Below are 15,341 nucleotides of genomic sequence, written 5' to 3'. Positions count from 1 at the left end.
CCGGGACGGGCGTACGGGTGTTTCCGGCGGGGCGGGGCCGGGCGCAGGGGCGGGGGCTCGATGCAAGTTGCCACTGGGAGTTACTGCCGGGAGTTGCCGGCGAGAGTTGCCACTGGGAGTTGACTGATCAACGAATTACGAAATAGCGATGGCGGTCCCCCTGTACCAGGCCAAGGCCGAGTTCTTCCGGATGCTCGGGCATCCGGTCCGTATCAGAGTGCTCGAACTGCTCCAGGACGGTCCGCTGCCGGTGCGGGAGCTGCTGGCGGCGATCGAGGTGGAGCCCTCGTCCCTGTCGCAGCAGCTGGCGGTGTTGCGCCGGTCCGGCATCGTCACGGCGACCCGGGAGGGTTCGACGGTGGTGTACGAGCTGGCCGGTGGTGATGTCGCCGAGCTGATGCGGGCGGCGCGGCGCATCCTGACCGGGGTGCTGGCGGGCCGGGACGGGCTCCTGGCCGAGCTGCGGGAGGCCGAGGCGGTGAGCGGGGAGTCTGCGGACGGAGGACCGGGGGGCGAAGGAGCGAGGAGCGAAGGGGCGGCCGGTACGTAACGGCTGCTGCCGCCCCCTTCGCTCCCCGTACGCGGCCTACTCGTTCGTGGTCCGTACGGCGAGGGCCCGGCGGAGGTCGTCGAGCTGGTCGACCAGCTTGCGGTGCAGGGCCGGGATGAGAGCCGGGTCCTTGAGGGCCCGGGTGCCGGTGGCGAGGCTCTCGGCGTCGATGGCGTACGCGGGGAACGCGTAGCGCCCGGCGGCCTCGGCGATGGCGGGGCCCCGGCGGGCGGCGAGTGCGATGGCGTCCGGGTAGAAGCGGTCCACGTACGCGTTCAGGACCTCGCCCTGGCCGGGCTGCCAGAAGCCCTGGGCGGTGGCGGCGAACAGGTAGTTGGAGAGGGTGTCGTCGCTGAACATCGCCTGCCAGGCGGCGGCCTTGGCCTTGGGGGTGGGCAGGGCGGCCCGGCAGCGGGCGGCGCCCTCGCGGCCGGTGGCGCTGGGGTCGGCGGCGAGTTCGGCGGCGATGGTGGCCTCGTCGGTGGCGCCGAGGACGGCGAGCCGGGTGAGGATGCGCCAGCGCAGCTCGGGGTCGAGCTCCGGGCCGCCGTGGACGGTGCCTTCGGTGAGCCAGGCCTGGAGGGTGTCGGGCTGGGTCGCGGCGTCGATGAAGTGGCGTACGGCGGTGAGGCGCAGCCCCGGGTGGGAGCCGTCCTCGGTGCGGCGGATCAGGTCGCGGCAGAGGCTGGTGAGGGTGGCGAGCGCGGCGGGGCGTGCCTCGGGGGTGACGTAACGGGCGGCGATCTGCCCGTCGGCGAAGGACAGGACGCCCTGGACGAGGGCGAGGTCGCTCTCGTACGGGAGGTGGGTGCGGGCGGCGGTGAGGTAGCGCGCGGGGTCCAGTTCGCCGTCGCGGACCATGTCGCGGGCCGCGTTCCAGATGACGGCTCGGGTCAGGGCGTCGGGGATCGCGGAGAGGTGGGTGAGGGCGGTGTCCCAGGAGGCGGCGTCGAGCCGGATCTTGGCGTAGGTGAGGTCGCCGTCGTTGAGGACGACGAGGGCGGGGCGGCGGCCGGTGCGGACGGTGGGGGTGGAGTCGCCCGGGATGTCGAGTTCGAAGCGGTCGCGGGGGGCGAGGTGGCCGGGGCCGGCCTGGGTGTTGAGGGCGTGGTCGAAGGTGGAGACGGTGATGCGGTGGGGGCGGCTGCCGTCGCGCTCCACGGCGAGGGTCCAGGACTGTCCGGCGTCGGTCGGGCCGGTGGGTTCGTGGACGTCGGCGGTGAGGGTGTCGATGCCGGTGGTGCGCAGCCACTGCTCGGCCCAGGCGTGGACGTCGCGGTCGGTGGCGGAGGCCAGGTTGTCGATGAAGTCGGCGAGGGTCGCGTTGGAGAACTTGTGCCGGGCGAAGTGGGTGTTGATCCCGGCGAGGAAGTCCTTCTCGCCGAGCCAGGCGACGAGCTGGCGCAGGGCGGAGGCGCCCTTGGCGTAGCTGATGCCGTCGAAGTTGAGGAGGGCGGAGGCGGTGTCGGGCACGGCCTCGGGGTCGGGGGCGACGGGGTGGGTGGAGGGGCGCTGGTCGGCGTCGTACCCCCAGCCCTTACGGGCGACACCGAAGTCGACCCAGGTGTCGGTGAAGGCGGTGGCTTCGGTGAGGGTCTGGTAGCCCATGTACTCGGCGAAGGACTCGTTCAGCCAGATGTCGTCCCACCAGGCCAGCGTCACGAGGTCGCCGAACCACATGTGGGCCATCTCGTGGGCGACGACCATGGCGCGGGTCTGGCGTTCGGTGTCGGTGACGGCGGAGCGGTAGATGAACTCGTCGCGGAAGGTGACGAGTCCGGGGTTCTCCATGGCGCCCGCGTTGAACTCGGGGACGAAGGCCTGGTCGTAGGAGTCGAACGGGTAGGGCTCGTCGAACTTCTCGTGGTACCGGTCGTAGCAGGCGCGGGTGATACCGAGGATCTCGTCCGCGTCGGCGTCCAGGTAGGGCGCGAGGGAGCGCCGGCAGTGGAGGCCGAAGGGCAGTCCGGCGTGCTCGGTGGTGACCGAGTGCCAGGGGCCGGCGGCGACGGCGACGAGGTAGGTGGAGATGAGGGGGGTGGGCGCGATGGTCCAGCGCCCGTCCCCGGTGCGTTCGGCGATGCCGTTGCCGAGGACGGTCCAGCCTTCGGGGGCGGTCACGTCGATGGCGAAGACGGACTTGAGGTCGGGCTGGTCGAAGGCGGCGAAGACGCGCTGGACGTCCTCCATGAACAGCTGGGTGTAGAGGTAGGTCTCGCCGTCGGCGGGGTCGGTGAAGCGGTGCATGCCCTCGCCGGTGCGCGAGTAGCTCATCGCGGCGTCCACCTGGAGCTCGTGGGTGCCGGCGGTGAGGCCGGAGAGGGGGTAGCGGTTCCCGTCGAGGAGGGCGGGGTCCAGGGGCTGTCCGTCCAGGGCGATGGAGCGCAGGGTGGCGGGCCTGACCTCGACGAAGGTGTCACCGGCCGCGCGGGCGGTGAACCGGATGACGGCCTTGGAGTCGAAGGTCTCCTCGCCGGTGGTGAGGTCGAGGGCGATCGTGTAACGCTCAACGTCGATGATCTGGGCTCGGGTCTGCGCTTCGTCGCGCGTCAGTACGGACATGCGCCCATGCTGCCGTACGGGGTGGAGCGGGCGAAGGGGGGTTCTCGCTGGGCGTACGGGCGGACCGGGACGGGCGGATACCCCCTGGGGGCAGTGGGCGCTTACCATCTTCTCGGCGCGGCACACCGAGTACCGAGGACGTCCTCATGACGCTCACGCCTGCGCACCATCCCGCCTGCCCTCTCTGCCCGCCCGCCTCTGCGGTTCCCCCCTCCCCCGGCCTGCTGCACCGTGCCGGCTGCGAGTTCGGGCTGACGGCGTTGCTGCTCCTGGCCGTCGTGAGCGGGGTGCGGTGGCTCTTCGCGCCGGACGGGTACGGAGGCGGCGGGACGGCGTTCGCCCTGCTGGGGGCGGGTGTCGGGGCGCTGCTCACCGCCCTCATGCTCTCCGTACCCGGTCGCCGCTCGGGCGGCCATCTGAATCCGGCGGTCACCCTCGCCCTGTGGCGGCTAGGGGCGTTCCCGGGGCGGGATGTGGTGCCGTACGCCGTCGCACAGTTGAGCGGCTCGGTGGTGGGGACGTGGCTGGCGGAGCTGGTGTGGGGGCCCGTGGTCTCCCGGCCACCGGTCTCTCACGCGGTGGTGCGGCCCGGTCCGGGCTGGGGCGACGGGGCGGTTCTGGCGGCCGAGGCCGGGGTGCTGGCCGGGTCGGCGCTGATGCTCGCCGGGCTGCTCGCGCGTCCGGTGGGCCGAAGACTCCTCCCGTACGCCGTCGGGATGGTCACCGCGCTCGTCATCGCGGTGCTCGGCCCGCTGAGCGGCGGATCGGCCGGCCCGGCCCGGCAGTTCGGCCCGGCGCTGCTCTCCGGGGAGCTCGGTCTGCTGTGGGTGTACGGGGGCGGGCCGGTGCTGGGGGCGGTGGCCGGCGCGGGCCTCGGCGCGGCACTGCGTACGGGAATCGGCGCCGGGCTACGTACGCGAATCTGCGCGGCACTGCGTACGAGAGTCGGCGCCGCGCTGCGTACGGGAGCCGGCGCGGGGCCCGGCGGCCCGGTCAGGCCCCGGAAGCCGTAGCGCCCTCGTCGTCGGCGGAGGTGGCGGCGGTCGCGTTCCCCGCCTCCTCCGCGATGCGCTCGTGGTGGCGGATGACCTCCGCGATGATGAAGGTCAGCAGCTTCTCGGCGAACGCCGGGTCCAGGTTGGCGCTCTGCGCCAGCTGCCGCAGCCGGGTGATCTGGCGGGTCTCGCGGGCCGGGTCGGCGGGCGGCAGCTGGTGGTCGGCCTTGAGGCGGCCGACCTGCTGCGTGGCCTTGAAACGTTCGGCGAGCATGTGGACGACAGCGGCGTCGATGTTGTCGATGCTCTCGCGCAGCCGGTCCAGTTCCGCCTGGACGGACGCGTCGACGGTCCGGGACGCCTCGTTCTCGCTCGTGCTCATGGTCAGCGAGCTTAGACGTCCGCCGTCACGGCCCGATCATCGGCGGGTCGTCCGGGTCGGGCACCTGGTCGCTCCAGCCGCCGGGCACACTGCGCCCCTGCTGTTCGCGGAAGCGGACGGGGGCGGTGCCGACGCGGCGGGCGAAGAGGCGGGAGAAGTAGGCGGGGTCGTCGTAACCGACGCGGCGGGCGACGGCGGCGACCGGCAGGTCGGTGGCGGCGAGGAGTTCCTTGGCGCGGCCGAGGCGGATGGTGAGCAGGTAGTCCTTGGGGCTGCAGCCGGCGCCGCGCCGTACGGCGGTGCGGAGTTCGGCGGGGGTCATGCCGTGCTTGGCGGCGTGCTCGGCGACGGAGAGCGGCTGGTAGGCGTCGCGGGCCAGTGACTGCAGGACCGGGTCGCCGTCGGGGCCGAGGTCGGCGCGGGCGCGGCGCAGGGAGACGAGGAGTTCGTGGACGGCGGCCGCGGTCTCGACCTCCAGGAGGGGGTTGCCTCGGCGGGCGGCGCGCACGATGCGGCCGACGGCGGCGCGGGGGCCCGCGGTGTCGGAGAGCGGGACGAGGGGGCGGTCGGGTTCGATGCAGCCGAGCTCGGTGTAGGTGGTGGTGGCGGGGCCGGTGAAGTCGACGAAGCTCTCGTCCCAGCCGGTGCCGGGGTCGGCGCCGTAGTGGTGCGGGGTGCCGGGGGTCAGCCAGATGAGGGTGGGGCCGGTGACGGGGGTGCGGCGTCCGTCGGGGCCGCTGAACCAGCCGGTGCCGGAGTTGACGATCACGGCGACGTGGTGGTCCAGGGTGCGGGGGCCGACGGTGGGCAGTGCGCCGTGCTGGAGGCCGACGCCGAGGCAGACGAGGCCGAGGCGGTGGTGGAGCGGGCTGGGGGTGAAGAAGCGCATCCAGGTGTGGTACATCGCGGCCTTCCTCTCCCTGGGCGGTGCGTTGCGTCCAATCAGCAGCGATCTTTGTCCATGGACCCGGTGCGCGCCAGGGGTGAAGGTGGTCGGACCAATTCACCCCCGGGCCGCCGGGTGCGGCGGAGCACAGGAGCGTACGAGCACGATGACCGACTTCACCGTGGGGGACGACCACTTCCGGCTCGACAGGAAGCCCGTACGGCTGCTGTCGGGTGCCCTGCACTACTTCCGGGTGCATGAGGAGCAGTGGGAGCACCGGCTGTCGATGCTGGCGGCGATGGGGCTGAACTGCGTCGAGACGTATGTGCCGTGGAATCTGCACGAGGAGCGGGAGGGTGTGTACCGGGATGTGGGGGCGCTCGGCCGGTTCCTGGACGCGGTGGAGCGGGCCGGGCTGTGGGCGGTCGTGCGCCCGGGTCCGTACATCTGTGCCGAGTGGGAGAACGGCGGGCTGCCGGTCTGGGTGACGGGCCGGTTCGGGCGGCGGGTGCGGACACGGGACGCGGGGTACCGGGCGGTGGTGGAGCGGTGGTTCCGGGAGCTGCTGCCGCAGGTCGTGCGGCGGCAGGTGGACCGGGGCGGTCCGGTGATCCTGGTGCAGGCGGAGAACGAGTACGGGAGTTACGGCTCGGACGCGGTGTATCTGGAGTGGCTGGCGGGGTTGTTGCGTCGGTGCGGGGTGAGCGTTCCGCTGTTCACGTCGGACGGGCCCGAGGACCACATGCTGACGGGTGGGTCCGTTCCGGGGCTGCTGGCGACGGCGAACTTCGGTTCGGGGGCGCGGGAGGGCTTCGAGGTGCTGCGCCGCCATCAGCCGAAGGGGCCGCTGATGTGCATGGAGTTCTGGTGCGGCTGGTTCGGCCACTGGGGGGCCGAACCGGTGCTGCGGGATGCGGGGCAGGCGGCGGACGCGCTGCGGGAGATCCTGGAGTGCGGGGCGTCGGTGAACATCTACATGGCGCACGGCGGGACGAACTTCGCGGGCTGGGCGGGGGCGAACCGGGGCGGGCCGGTGCAGGACGGGGAGTTCCAGCCGACGGTGACGTCGTACGACTACGACGCGCCCGTCGACGAGTACGGGCGGGCCACGGAGAAGTTCCACCTGTTCCGGAAGGTGCTTCAGGAGTACGCGGAGGGCCCGCTGCCCGCGCTGCCGCCGGAGCCGGAGGGCCTGGCCGATCCGGTGCGGGTGGAGCTGGACGGCTGGGCCGGGCTCGGGGACGTACTGGAGGCGCTGGGTGATCCGGAGGGGCCGGAGTCGGGGGTGGCGCCGACGTTCGAGGAGCTGGGGGTGGGCCGGGGTCTGGTGCGCTACCGGGTGGCGGTCCCGGGGCCGCGCATCCCGTATCCGCTGACGGCGGCGGGGCTGCGGGACCGGGCGGTGGTGTACGTGGACGGGGTCCGGGCGGGGGTGCTGACCGAGGAGTCCGCCACGCTGCCGGAGCCGGTGGCGGGTGGGGCGGTGGTGGAGCTGTGGGTGGAGTCGCTGGGCCGGGTCAACTACGGGCCGCGCCTGGGTGAGCCGAAGGGGATCACGGGCGGGGTGCTGCACGAGCGGCAGTATCTGCACGGTGTACGGGCCCGGGGGCTGCGGCTGGACGCCTTCGAGGAGGCGGGCGCGGTGGCGGGGGTGCCGTTCGGGCCGGTACCGGAGGGCGCCGACGGGAACCGGACGGGACTGTTCCGGGGGACGTTCACCTTCGAAGGGCCGGAGGGCGCGGACCACGCGGGGCTCGAACTGCCCGGCTGGACGCGCGGCTTCGTCTGGGTGAACGGTTTCTGCCTGGGCCGGTACTGGTCCGCGGGCCCGCAGGAGACGCTGTACGTGCCGGGTCCGGTGCTCCGGGAGGGCGTCAACGAGGTCTGGGTGCTGGAGCTGGAGGGCGCGGGCGAGGCGTGGGTGGAGCTGGGTCCGGGGGCGCCCGTACGGACGGGCACCCCCGGGGTGGTTCAGCCGTGATCACCCGCGGGGGTGCGGGCGGTCGGGAGTGTCAGAGACCGGCGGCGGCGGAGGCGATGGCGGAGGCGAAGGTCGAGACCTCGGTGTAGACGCCGGGGTAGTTGGGTCGGGCACAGCCCTGGCCGTAGCTGGTGATCCCGACCTGGACCCAGGCTCCGGCGTTGTCCCGGCGGAACATCGGGCCGCCGGAGTCGCCCTGGCAGGTGTCGACGCCACCGGTGCTGAGGTAGCCGGCGCAGATTTCCTCACCGGCGACGAATGAGCTGCCGTAGGCGGAGCGGCAGGCGGTGTCGGAGACGAACGGGACGTCGGCCTTGAGCAGGTAGCGCTGCTGGCTGCCGCCCTCGCGGTTGGCTCCCCAGCCGGCGACGGTGAAGGTGCCCTGGTTGTAGGCGGTGGTGGTGGCGATCTTCAGGGTGGGCAGGTTGATGGGCTGGGCGAGCTTGATGAGCGCCCAGTCCTTGCCGGTGCCGTTGTAGCCGGGTGCCTGGAGGACCTTGGTGGAGCGGACCTTGATGGCGCTCGACGACTGGAGGTCGACGACGCCGGCGGTGGCGGTGATCGAGGTGTTGTTGCCCGATCCGTTCACGCAGTGGGCGGCGGTGAGGACGATGTCCTTGGCGTAGAGGGCGCCGCCGCAGCCCATGGAGAGCCGGACCATGAAGGGGAACTCGCCCTGGGCGGCGCGGGTTCCGCCGACGATGGGGTTGGGGGCGGCCGAGGCGGTGACGGGCTGGAGGCCGACGACGGCTATGGCGACGGTGGCGACGACGACGGAACATCTCTTCAGCGCACGCAGGAGTTGCTTCACGGACTGCCTTCTTTCGTGGGGGGTTCTCGTGGGAACCACGACGGGGCGACGTAGTCATGAACCCGTCAAGGCCATCCGATTATCGGGATGCGGTCACCGCTGCCACAAGGCACACTTTTCGGCCAAGCTCGTTACGGCGAATTCCGCGCCCCTCCGGCGCCCCGGCCTACAGTGGAGGTCCGTCGAGGGCGGGGGTTCCTCCGACGGGATGGATGGGGGTACGGGCGTGAGCAGCAGCAGTCCGGGCACACCGGTCGTCCACGGCTTTCCGCATCTGGACACGGTCCGGTCCGCGATCACCGCGCTGTACCGGCGGCTCTCCTCCGACGGCGTCCACGCCTACGGCACCAGCCTGGTCCCCGCCGACGCCGCCTTCTCCGACGGGGACGATCTCCATCTCGGCGCCCAGCGGGTGGCACGGGCCCTGGTCCAGCACCTCCATCTGCCCGACGCCCGCATGATCGTCGGCTTCCGCACGATGGAGCACGCGGCGAGCGTGGAACTGACGGCGGGACCGGAGTACTTCATCGAGCTCAACGACCGGTTCCGCACCCACCGCAGGGACATCGGCGCGGCGCTCGCGCACGAGATCACCCATGTCCTGCTGCACCGGCTGGGCCTGGAGTTCCCCGGCACCCGGGACAACGAGATCCTCACCGACACGGTGACCACCTATCTCGGCGCGGGCTGGCTGCTGCTGGACGCCTTCCGGGAGGACGCCACGTCCCGGCAGAAGCTGGGCTATCTGACGCCGGAGGAGTTCGGGTACGTCCTGGCCCAGCGGGCGTTCGTGTTCGACGAGGACCCCTCGCCCTGGTTCACCAGCCCGCAGGCGTACACGGCGTACACGAAGGGGCGGGCGCAGGCGCTGCACGATCTGCGCAGGCCCCCGCTGACGGCGGCCGGCTGGGCGGGGCGGCGGCGCTACGCCAAGGACCGGCGGTACGCCCAGGACCACCCCGGCACGGGCGCGGACCCGAGCGTTCCGTACGCGTTCGAGTCCGGCGGCGAGGGGCTGCGGGTCTCCTTCCCCTGCCCCACCTGCCACCAGCGCATCCGGCTCCCCGTCCGGGGCCGGACCGTCGCGCGGTGCGGGCTGTGCCGTACGCGACTGGAGTGCGACACCTGAGCGTCATTCCGGCCACCGTAGGGTCGAAGCATGACGAACGAGCCGATCAGGGACGAACCAAGCCTGTTCGATGCGCTGTACGAGGACGAGAACGCTGTCGTACGGGCGCTGCGTGCGGGTGCGCGGGCCGAGTCGAGCGACGAGGAGGGCACGACGGCGCTCTATCTGGCGGCGGTCCAGAACCTGCCGGGGGCGGTACGGCTGCTGCTCGCGGCGGGCGCCGATCCCGACCGGGCGAGCGGCGAGGGGACGGCCGACCTGCCGCTGTGCGGGGCGGCATGCGGCGGCCACACCGAGGTGGTGGAGGCGCTGCTGTCCGCCGGGGCGCGGCCGGATCTGCGCGAGGAGTTCGGGTTCACGGCGCTGCGCTGGGCGGTGGGCCTGGGCCACGCCTCGACGGTGGAGGTGCTGCTCGCCGGGGGCGCGGACCCGTTGCTGCCCGGCCCGCAGGGGGAGCCGATGCTGGTCCTGGCGGCGCAGCGGGGCTCGCTGCGCACGGTGCGGGCGCTGCTGGAGTACGGGTCGGGGGCGCCGGGGCAGAACGCGGTGATGGGTGCGGCACTGGCCGAGGCGCGGCGGCCGGCCGGTCTCGACCTGGAGCGGGAGCTGCTGCGGCAGCTGGAGGAGGCGTACGGCCCCGGGCTCGACGCGGTGGTCCGGCGGGAACTGGTGGACGGCGAGGAGACGGTGGCCGTGGAGCTGCTGCGGGACGGGGTACCGACGGCGGGGGCGGACCGGCACACGGGCCACGGGGAGATCGCGGCGCTGCTGGAGGGGTGGGGGTGAGCGGGGGGCTTTGCCCTGCCGCCCGTTCGGGCGCGCCGGGCGAGCGCTACGCGCCCCGCGGGTGAGCTCTGCGCTGTCCGCCCCCAGGCCTCCCGGGTGAGCGATGCGCTGTCCGCGGGTGAGCTCTACGCTCCCCGCCCCCACGCCTCCCGGGTGACTCCGTACTCCACCTCGCCGTGCTCCGAGCCCTCGATGGCGTCCGGCCAGTCCTCGGTGTAGGCGCGCAGGAAGGTCAGGCCCACCTTCTCCATCACCCGCCGGGACCCCGCGTTGACGGCCATGGTGTTGGCGGTCACGCGTTCCGCCCCGAGGTCGGTGAACCCCTTGCGCACCAGGGCCCGCGCGCCCTCGGTGGCGTAACCCCGCCCCCAGGCGGCCCTGTTCAGCCGGTAGCCGAGCTCGACGACGGCCGGGTCGTGGTCGTCGAGGGGGCGGAGTTCGAACCAGCCGAGGAAGGCTCTGGTGGCCTTCTCCTCCGTGGCCCAGAACCCGCGGGTCCCGGTGCACGGGTGGTCGTGGAGGAGCCTCGGCAGGGTCCGCTCCCGGATCTCCCCGGCGCCGACCGGGCGGCCGCCGTTGATGTACCGCATGACCTCGGGATCGTTGTCGAGGGCGAGCAGGTCGGGGGCGTCGGCGTCCGTGAACGGGCGCAGCACGAGCCGGCCGGTCTCCAGGAAGGTGCGCATACGGTGATCCTCGCCGTACGCGGCCGGGTCCCGCCACCGGATATGCGCGGCCCCGACACGCCTACGACGCCCCGTACACCCGCTGCGGCACCTCGGCGTCCGCCAGCAGCCGGTGTACGGTCTCCCCCGCATCGGCCGGGGACCTGCGCGCGCCCCGGTCGTCGGTGGGGCCGGGGCGCCAGCCCTCCATGACGGTGATGCGGCCCGCCTCGGCCTCGAAGACGCGGCCGGTCACGCCCTCGCTCGCGGCGGAGCCGAGCCAGACGACGAGGGGCGAGACGTTCTCGGGGGCCATCGCGTCGAACTGCCCCTCCCCCGGGGCCGCCATCGTCGCGGCGAAGGTCTGCTCGGTCATCCGGGTCCGGGCGGCGGGGGCGAGGGCGTTGACGTGGACTCCGTACCGGCCCAGTTCGGCGGCCGCGACCAGCGTCAGGGCGACGATTCCGGCTTTGGCGGCCGCGTAGTTGCCCTGGCCGACGCTGCCGAGGAGTCCGGCGCCCGAGCTGGTGTTGATCACCCGGGCGACGGGCGGCCGGCCCGCCTTGGCCTCTCCCCGCCAGTGCGCGGCGGCGTGCTTCAGGGGCAGGAAGTGGCCCTTGAGATGGACGCGCATCACCGCGTCCCAGTCGTCCTCGTCCAGGTTGACGAGCATCCGGTCGCGCAGGAAGCCTGCGTTGTTGACCAGGGTGTCGAGGCGGCCGAAGGCGTCCAGGGCTGTGGTGACCAGGGAGGCGGCGCCCTCGGTGGTGGCGATGTCGCCGTCGTGGACGACCGCTTCGCCGCCCCGGGCAGCGATCTCCTCGACGACCCGGCGGGCGGGTCCGCCCGAGCCGCCGTCGCCGCCGGGCCCGACGCCGAGGTCGTTCACGACGACCCGGGCCCCTTCGGCGGCGAAGGCGAGCGCGTGGGCCCGGCCGAGGCCACGCCCGGCACCCGTGACGGCGACGACCCGGCCCGCGCAGAGCCCGTCAGCAGTGGATGCGTTCATCTCATCTCCCGTGTACGTGGGGCCGGTTGGCGGGCGAGGGCGGGGCTGCTACCGTCCACCTAACAAATGTTTGGTGGAAAGGTAGCTGATCCTCCGATGACTGTCTCCACCGCGTCTCCCGCCGAGGGCGTCCGTGTCGTCACCGTCGACCGGCCGCCCGTCAACGCGCTTCCCGTGCAGGGCTGGTACGACCTGGCCGACGCCGTCCGGGCGGCGGGCCGCGACCCGGAGGTGCGCTGTGTCGTCCTGGCCGCCGCCGGGCGGGGCTTCAACGCCGGTGTCGACATCAAGGAGTTGCAGCGCGACCCGGGGAACGCGGCCCTGATCGGCGTCAACCGGGGCTGCGCGGAGGCGTTCGAGGCCGTGTACGCCTGCGAGGTGCCGGTCGTCGCCGCGGTGCACGGGTTCTGCCTCGGGGGCGGCATCGGCCTCGTCGGGAACGCCGACGCGATCGTGGCGAGCGAGGACGCCGTCTTCGGCCTGCCGGAGCTGGACCGGGGCGCGCTCGGGGCCGCGACCCATCTGGCCCGGCTGGTCCCGCAGCACCTGATGCGGACGCTGTACTACACCTCGCGCACGGTGACGGCGGCCGAACTCCTCGCCCACGGCTCGGTCTGGCGGGTCGTATCGGCGGACGAACTGCAGCACGCGGCAACGGACTTGGCGGTGGAGATCGCCCGTAAGGACGGGCACCTGCTGCGGCTGGCCAAGGCCGCGCTCAACGGCATCGACCCCGTCGACGTACGGCGCAGCTACCGCTTCGAGCAGGGCTTCACCTTCGAGGCGAGCCTGGCGGGGACCGCCGACCGGGTCCGCTCCACCTTCGGCAAGGAGGCCTGAACCATGAGTACGGTGCCCCCCGCGCGCGACAAGACCATGACGCCGGAGGAGGTCGTCGCCCGGCTGCACAGCGGCATGACGATCGGCATCGGCGGCTGGGGTTCGCGCCGCAAGCCGATGGCCCTGGTCAGGGCGTTGCTCCGGTCGCCCGTCACCGATCTGACGGTGATCTCCTACGGCGGCCCGGACGTCGGACTGCTGGCCGCCGCGGGCCGGATCTCCCGCCTGGTCACCGCGTTCGTGACGCTCGACTCGATCCCGCTGGAGCCGCACTACCGGGCGGCCCGGCAGCGCGGGGCGTTCGCGCTCACGGAGATCGACGAGGCGATGTTCATGTGGGGGCTGCACGCGGCCGCCAACCGGCTGCCGTTCCTGCCGGTGCGGGCGGGGCTCGGCTCCGACGTGATGCGGGTCAACCCCGAGCTGCGGACGGTGACTTCACCGTACGAGGACGGCGAGGAGTTCGTCGCGGTGCCGGCCCTGCGGATGGACGCTGCGCTGGTCCACCTGAACCGGGCGGACCGGCTGGGCAACGGGCAGTACCTGGGCCCCGACCCGTACTTCGACGACCTGTTCTGCGAGGCGGCGGACACGGCGTACGTCTCCTGCGAACGCCTGGTGGAGACGGCGGAGTTGATGGAAGAGTCCGGCGCGGCCCCGCAGACGCTCCTCGTCCAGCGGCACTCCGTCACCGGGGTCGTGGAGACGCCGGGCGGCGCGCACTTCACCTCGTGCGTTCCCGACCATCCGCGTGACGAGCCGTTCCAGAGGGCGTACGCGGCCGCGGCGGCGGACCCCGTGGCCTGGGCCGGGTTCAGCGCGCGCTTCCTGCCTCCGGACGGCGACGAGAAGGGCTACCAGCAGGCGGTCAGCACCTGGCACGAGGAGCAGAAATGAACGCATCCGCCATCGGGAGCATCACCCGTGCCGAGTACTGCGTGATCGCCTGCGCGGAGGCCTGGCGCGGCGACGGCGAGGTACTGGCCAGTCCGATGGGAGCGATCCCGTCCGTCGGCGCACGGCTGGCCCGGCTGACCTTCGCCCCCGAACTGCTGCTGACGGACGGCGAGGCGACGATCGTCGGCCCGGGCGGAGAGGCGGAGGGCTGGCTCCCCTACCGCAAGCACCTCACCCTGGTCACCGGGGGACGGCGGCACGTGATGATGGGCGCGAGCCAGATCGACCGGTTCGGCAACCAGAACATCTCCTGCATCGGCGACTGGGAGCAGCCGACCCGCCAGCTCCTGGGAGTGCGCGGAGCACCGGTCAACACCCTCAACAACCCGGTGAGTTACTGGATCCCCCGGCACTCCCCCCGGGTCTTCGTCGAGCGGGTCGACATGGTCTGCGGGGTCGGTCACGACCGGGCCGAGGCGGCGGGCCCCTCGGCCACGCGCTTCCACCGCATCCCCCGGGTCGTCAGCGATCTCGGGGTCTTCGACTTCGCGACCCCGGACCGTTCGATGCGGCTGGCCTCGCTCCACCCGGGCGTCACGGTGGACCAGGTCCGCGAGGCGACAGGCTTCACCCTCACCGTCCCCGCCGACGTCCCGCACACCCGCGACCCCTCCCCCGCCGAACTCGCCCTGATCCGCGAGGTCATCGACCCGTCGGGCACCCGTGACCGTGAGGTGCGGCCCTGATGCGCACGGCGCTCACCGACCTCACCGGTGTCCGGCACCCGATCGTGCAGACCGGGATGGGCTGGGTCTCCGGCCCCCGCCTGGTCACGGCGACCGCGCGGGCGGGTGCGCTCGGCATCCTGGCCTCCGCGACCATGAGCCCGGACCAACTGCGTTCCGCCGTACGGGAGGTGAGGTCGCGGACGGAGGCCCCGTTCGGGGTGAACCTGCGCGCGGACGCCGGGGACGCGCGGGAGCGGGTGCGGATCATCGTCGAGGAGGGCGTGCGGGTGGCGTCGTTCGCGCTCGCCCCGTCGAAGGAGCTCATCGCGGAGCTGAAGGACGCGGGCGTGGTCGTCGTCCCGTCGGTGGGGGCCCGGCGCCATGCGGAGAAGGTCGCGGCCTGGGGCGCGGACGCGGTGATCGTGCAGGGCGGCGAGGGTGGCGGCCACACGGGGAACGTGGCGACGACGGTGCTGCTGCCCCAGGTGGTGGACGCGGTGGACATCCCGGTGATCGCGGCGGGCGGCTTCCACGACGGGCGCGGGCTGGTCGCGGCGCTGGCGTACGGGGCGGCGGGCGTGGCGATGGGGACCAGGTTCCTGCTGACCTCGGACTCGACGGTGCCGGACGCGGTGAAGGCCCGCTATCTGGCGGCCACGGTGAAGGACATCACCCTGACGACCGCCGTGGACGGGCTCCCCCACCGGATGCTCCGTACGGAGATGGTGGCGGAGCTGGAAGGCGCGGGCCGGCTGCGTTCGCTGTACCGCGCGCTGCGGCGGGCGTCCGGCTTCCGGCGGATCTCCGGCCTGAGCTGGCCCGGCATGGTGCGGGACGGTCTGGCGCTCCGGCACGGCAAGGACCTGACCTGGAGCCAGGTGCTGCTGGCGGCGAACACGCCGATGCTGCTCAAGGCGTCCATGGTGGACGGCCGCACGGACCTGGGCATCATGGCGTCGGGCCAGGTGGCGGCCCTGATCGAGGACCTGCCGAACGTGGCGGAGCTGGTGGCCCGGATCATGGCCGAGGCGGACGATGCCTTGGCGGGCCTACCCTCACCCGAACTCAACGGCCGGGCGGCAAAATCCAGCCCGTCCGGCGCTTGAGGACGCCGCCGGGG

The 15,341-nt window shown here is 73.0% G+C and carries 15 protein-coding genes; 9 read left to right on the top strand and 6 right to left on the bottom strand.

Going from position 1 to position 15,341, the window contains the following annotated elements:
- Positions 1-148: 148 nt before the first annotated feature.
- Positions 149-550, top strand: a complete 402-nt coding sequence (locus ACK8N7_RS28490; protein ID WP_403209043.1) for an ArsR/SmtB family transcription factor — start codon at positions 149-151, stop codon at positions 548-550.
- A 36-nt stretch (positions 551-586) separates the two neighbouring features.
- Here ACK8N7_RS28490 and pepN read toward each other — a convergent pair whose 3' ends face one another.
- Complete coding sequence (pepN, locus tag ACK8N7_RS28485) at positions 587-3,112, bottom strand: aminopeptidase N (RefSeq protein WP_403209041.1); 2,526 nt, start codon at positions 3,110-3,112, stop codon at positions 587-589.
- A gap of 146 nt (positions 3,113-3,258) precedes the next feature.
- On the opposite strand from pepN, the gene ACK8N7_RS28480 reads away from it, so the two are divergent.
- Positions 3,259-4,125 (top strand): MIP/aquaporin family protein, encoded by an 867-nt coding sequence (locus ACK8N7_RS28480; protein ID WP_403209039.1) that lies wholly within the window; start codon positions 3,259-3,261, stop codon positions 4,123-4,125.
- On the opposite strand, the gene ACK8N7_RS28475 is transcribed toward ACK8N7_RS28480, so the two are convergent.
- On the bottom strand, positions 4,106-4,489 hold the full coding sequence (locus ACK8N7_RS28475) for a chorismate mutase (protein WP_403209037.1): 384 nt from the start codon (positions 4,487-4,489) through the stop codon (positions 4,106-4,108). The two genes, ACK8N7_RS28480 and ACK8N7_RS28475, sit on opposite strands and share 20 nt — an antisense overlap.
- A 25-nt stretch (positions 4,490-4,514) precedes the next feature.
- Complete coding sequence (locus tag ACK8N7_RS28470) at positions 4,515-5,393, bottom strand: AraC family transcriptional regulator (protein ID WP_015607914.1); 879 nt, start codon at positions 5,391-5,393, stop codon at positions 4,515-4,517.
- Between the two features lie 148 nt (positions 5,394-5,541).
- On the opposite strand from ACK8N7_RS28470, the gene ACK8N7_RS28465 reads away from it, so the two are divergent.
- Positions 5,542-7,356: a glycoside hydrolase family 35 protein gene (locus ACK8N7_RS28465; RefSeq protein ID WP_403209035.1), complete on the top strand. Its 1,815-nt coding sequence runs from the start codon at positions 5,542-5,544 to the stop codon at positions 7,354-7,356.
- Positions 7,357-7,387: 31 nt separating this feature from the next.
- On the opposite strand, the gene ACK8N7_RS28460 is transcribed toward ACK8N7_RS28465, so the two are convergent.
- On the bottom strand, positions 7,388-8,167 hold the full coding sequence (locus tag ACK8N7_RS28460) for a S1 family peptidase (protein WP_055562078.1): 780 nt from the start codon (positions 8,165-8,167) through the stop codon (positions 7,388-7,390).
- Positions 8,168-8,393: 226 nt separating this feature from the next.
- Here ACK8N7_RS28460 and ACK8N7_RS28455 point away from each other — a divergent pair, with 226 nt between their 5' ends.
- On the top strand, positions 8,394-9,296 hold the full coding sequence (locus ACK8N7_RS28455) for a hypothetical protein (RefSeq protein ID WP_403209033.1): 903 nt from the start codon (positions 8,394-8,396) through the stop codon (positions 9,294-9,296).
- A gap of 30 nt (positions 9,297-9,326) precedes the next feature.
- Positions 9,327-10,082, top strand: a complete 756-nt coding sequence (locus tag ACK8N7_RS28450) for an ankyrin repeat domain-containing protein (RefSeq protein WP_403209031.1) — start codon at positions 9,327-9,329, stop codon at positions 10,080-10,082.
- Between the two features lie 125 nt (positions 10,083-10,207).
- Here ACK8N7_RS28450 and ACK8N7_RS28445 read toward each other — a convergent pair whose 3' ends face one another.
- Both ACK8N7_RS28445 and ACK8N7_RS28440 read right to left on the bottom strand, forming a co-directional pair.
- Complete coding sequence (locus tag ACK8N7_RS28445; RefSeq protein ID WP_500444475.1) at positions 10,208-10,768, bottom strand: GNAT family N-acetyltransferase; 561 nt, start codon at positions 10,766-10,768, stop codon at positions 10,208-10,210.
- A gap of 61 nt (positions 10,769-10,829) precedes the next feature.
- Positions 10,830-11,756, bottom strand: coding sequence for an SDR family oxidoreductase (locus ACK8N7_RS28440; protein ID WP_500444474.1), 927 nt, complete (start codon positions 11,754-11,756; stop codon positions 10,830-10,832).
- A 96-nt stretch (positions 11,757-11,852) separates the two neighbouring features.
- Here ACK8N7_RS28440 and ACK8N7_RS28435 point away from each other — a divergent pair, with 96 nt between their 5' ends.
- From ACK8N7_RS28435 to ACK8N7_RS28420, 4 genes are read left to right on the top strand one after another with little or no spacing between them, the layout of a single operon-like run.
- Positions 11,853-12,596 carry an enoyl-CoA hydratase family protein gene (locus ACK8N7_RS28435; RefSeq protein WP_500444473.1) on the top strand — a complete coding sequence of 248 codons (744 nt, stop codon included), beginning with the start codon at positions 11,853-11,855 and terminating at the stop codon, positions 12,594-12,596.
- Positions 12,597-12,599: 3 nt separating this feature from the next.
- Complete coding sequence (locus tag ACK8N7_RS28430; RefSeq protein WP_500444472.1) at positions 12,600-13,493, top strand: CoA transferase subunit A; 894 nt, start codon at positions 12,600-12,602, stop codon at positions 13,491-13,493.
- A complete protein-coding gene (locus ACK8N7_RS28425) occupies positions 13,490-14,239 on the top strand; it encodes a CoA-transferase subunit beta (RefSeq protein ID WP_403209022.1) in 750 nt (249 codons plus the stop codon). Before ACK8N7_RS28430 ends, ACK8N7_RS28425 begins: the two co-directional genes overlap by 4 nt.
- A complete protein-coding gene (locus ACK8N7_RS28420; RefSeq protein WP_403209021.1) occupies positions 14,239-15,327 on the top strand; it encodes an NAD(P)H-dependent flavin oxidoreductase in 1,089 nt (362 codons plus the stop codon). Before ACK8N7_RS28425 ends, ACK8N7_RS28420 begins: the two co-directional genes overlap by 1 nt.
- The last annotated feature ends 14 nt before the right edge of the window (positions 15,328-15,341 follow it).

The sequence above is a fragment of the Streptomyces griseobrunneus genome (genome assembly GCF_046713465.1).
Lineage (GTDB): Bacteria > Actinomycetota > Actinomycetes > Streptomycetales > Streptomycetaceae > Streptomyces > Streptomyces microflavus.
The sequence above is the reverse complement of the archived record's forward strand: the minus strand, read 5'-3'. Positions and strand labels throughout refer to the sequence as shown.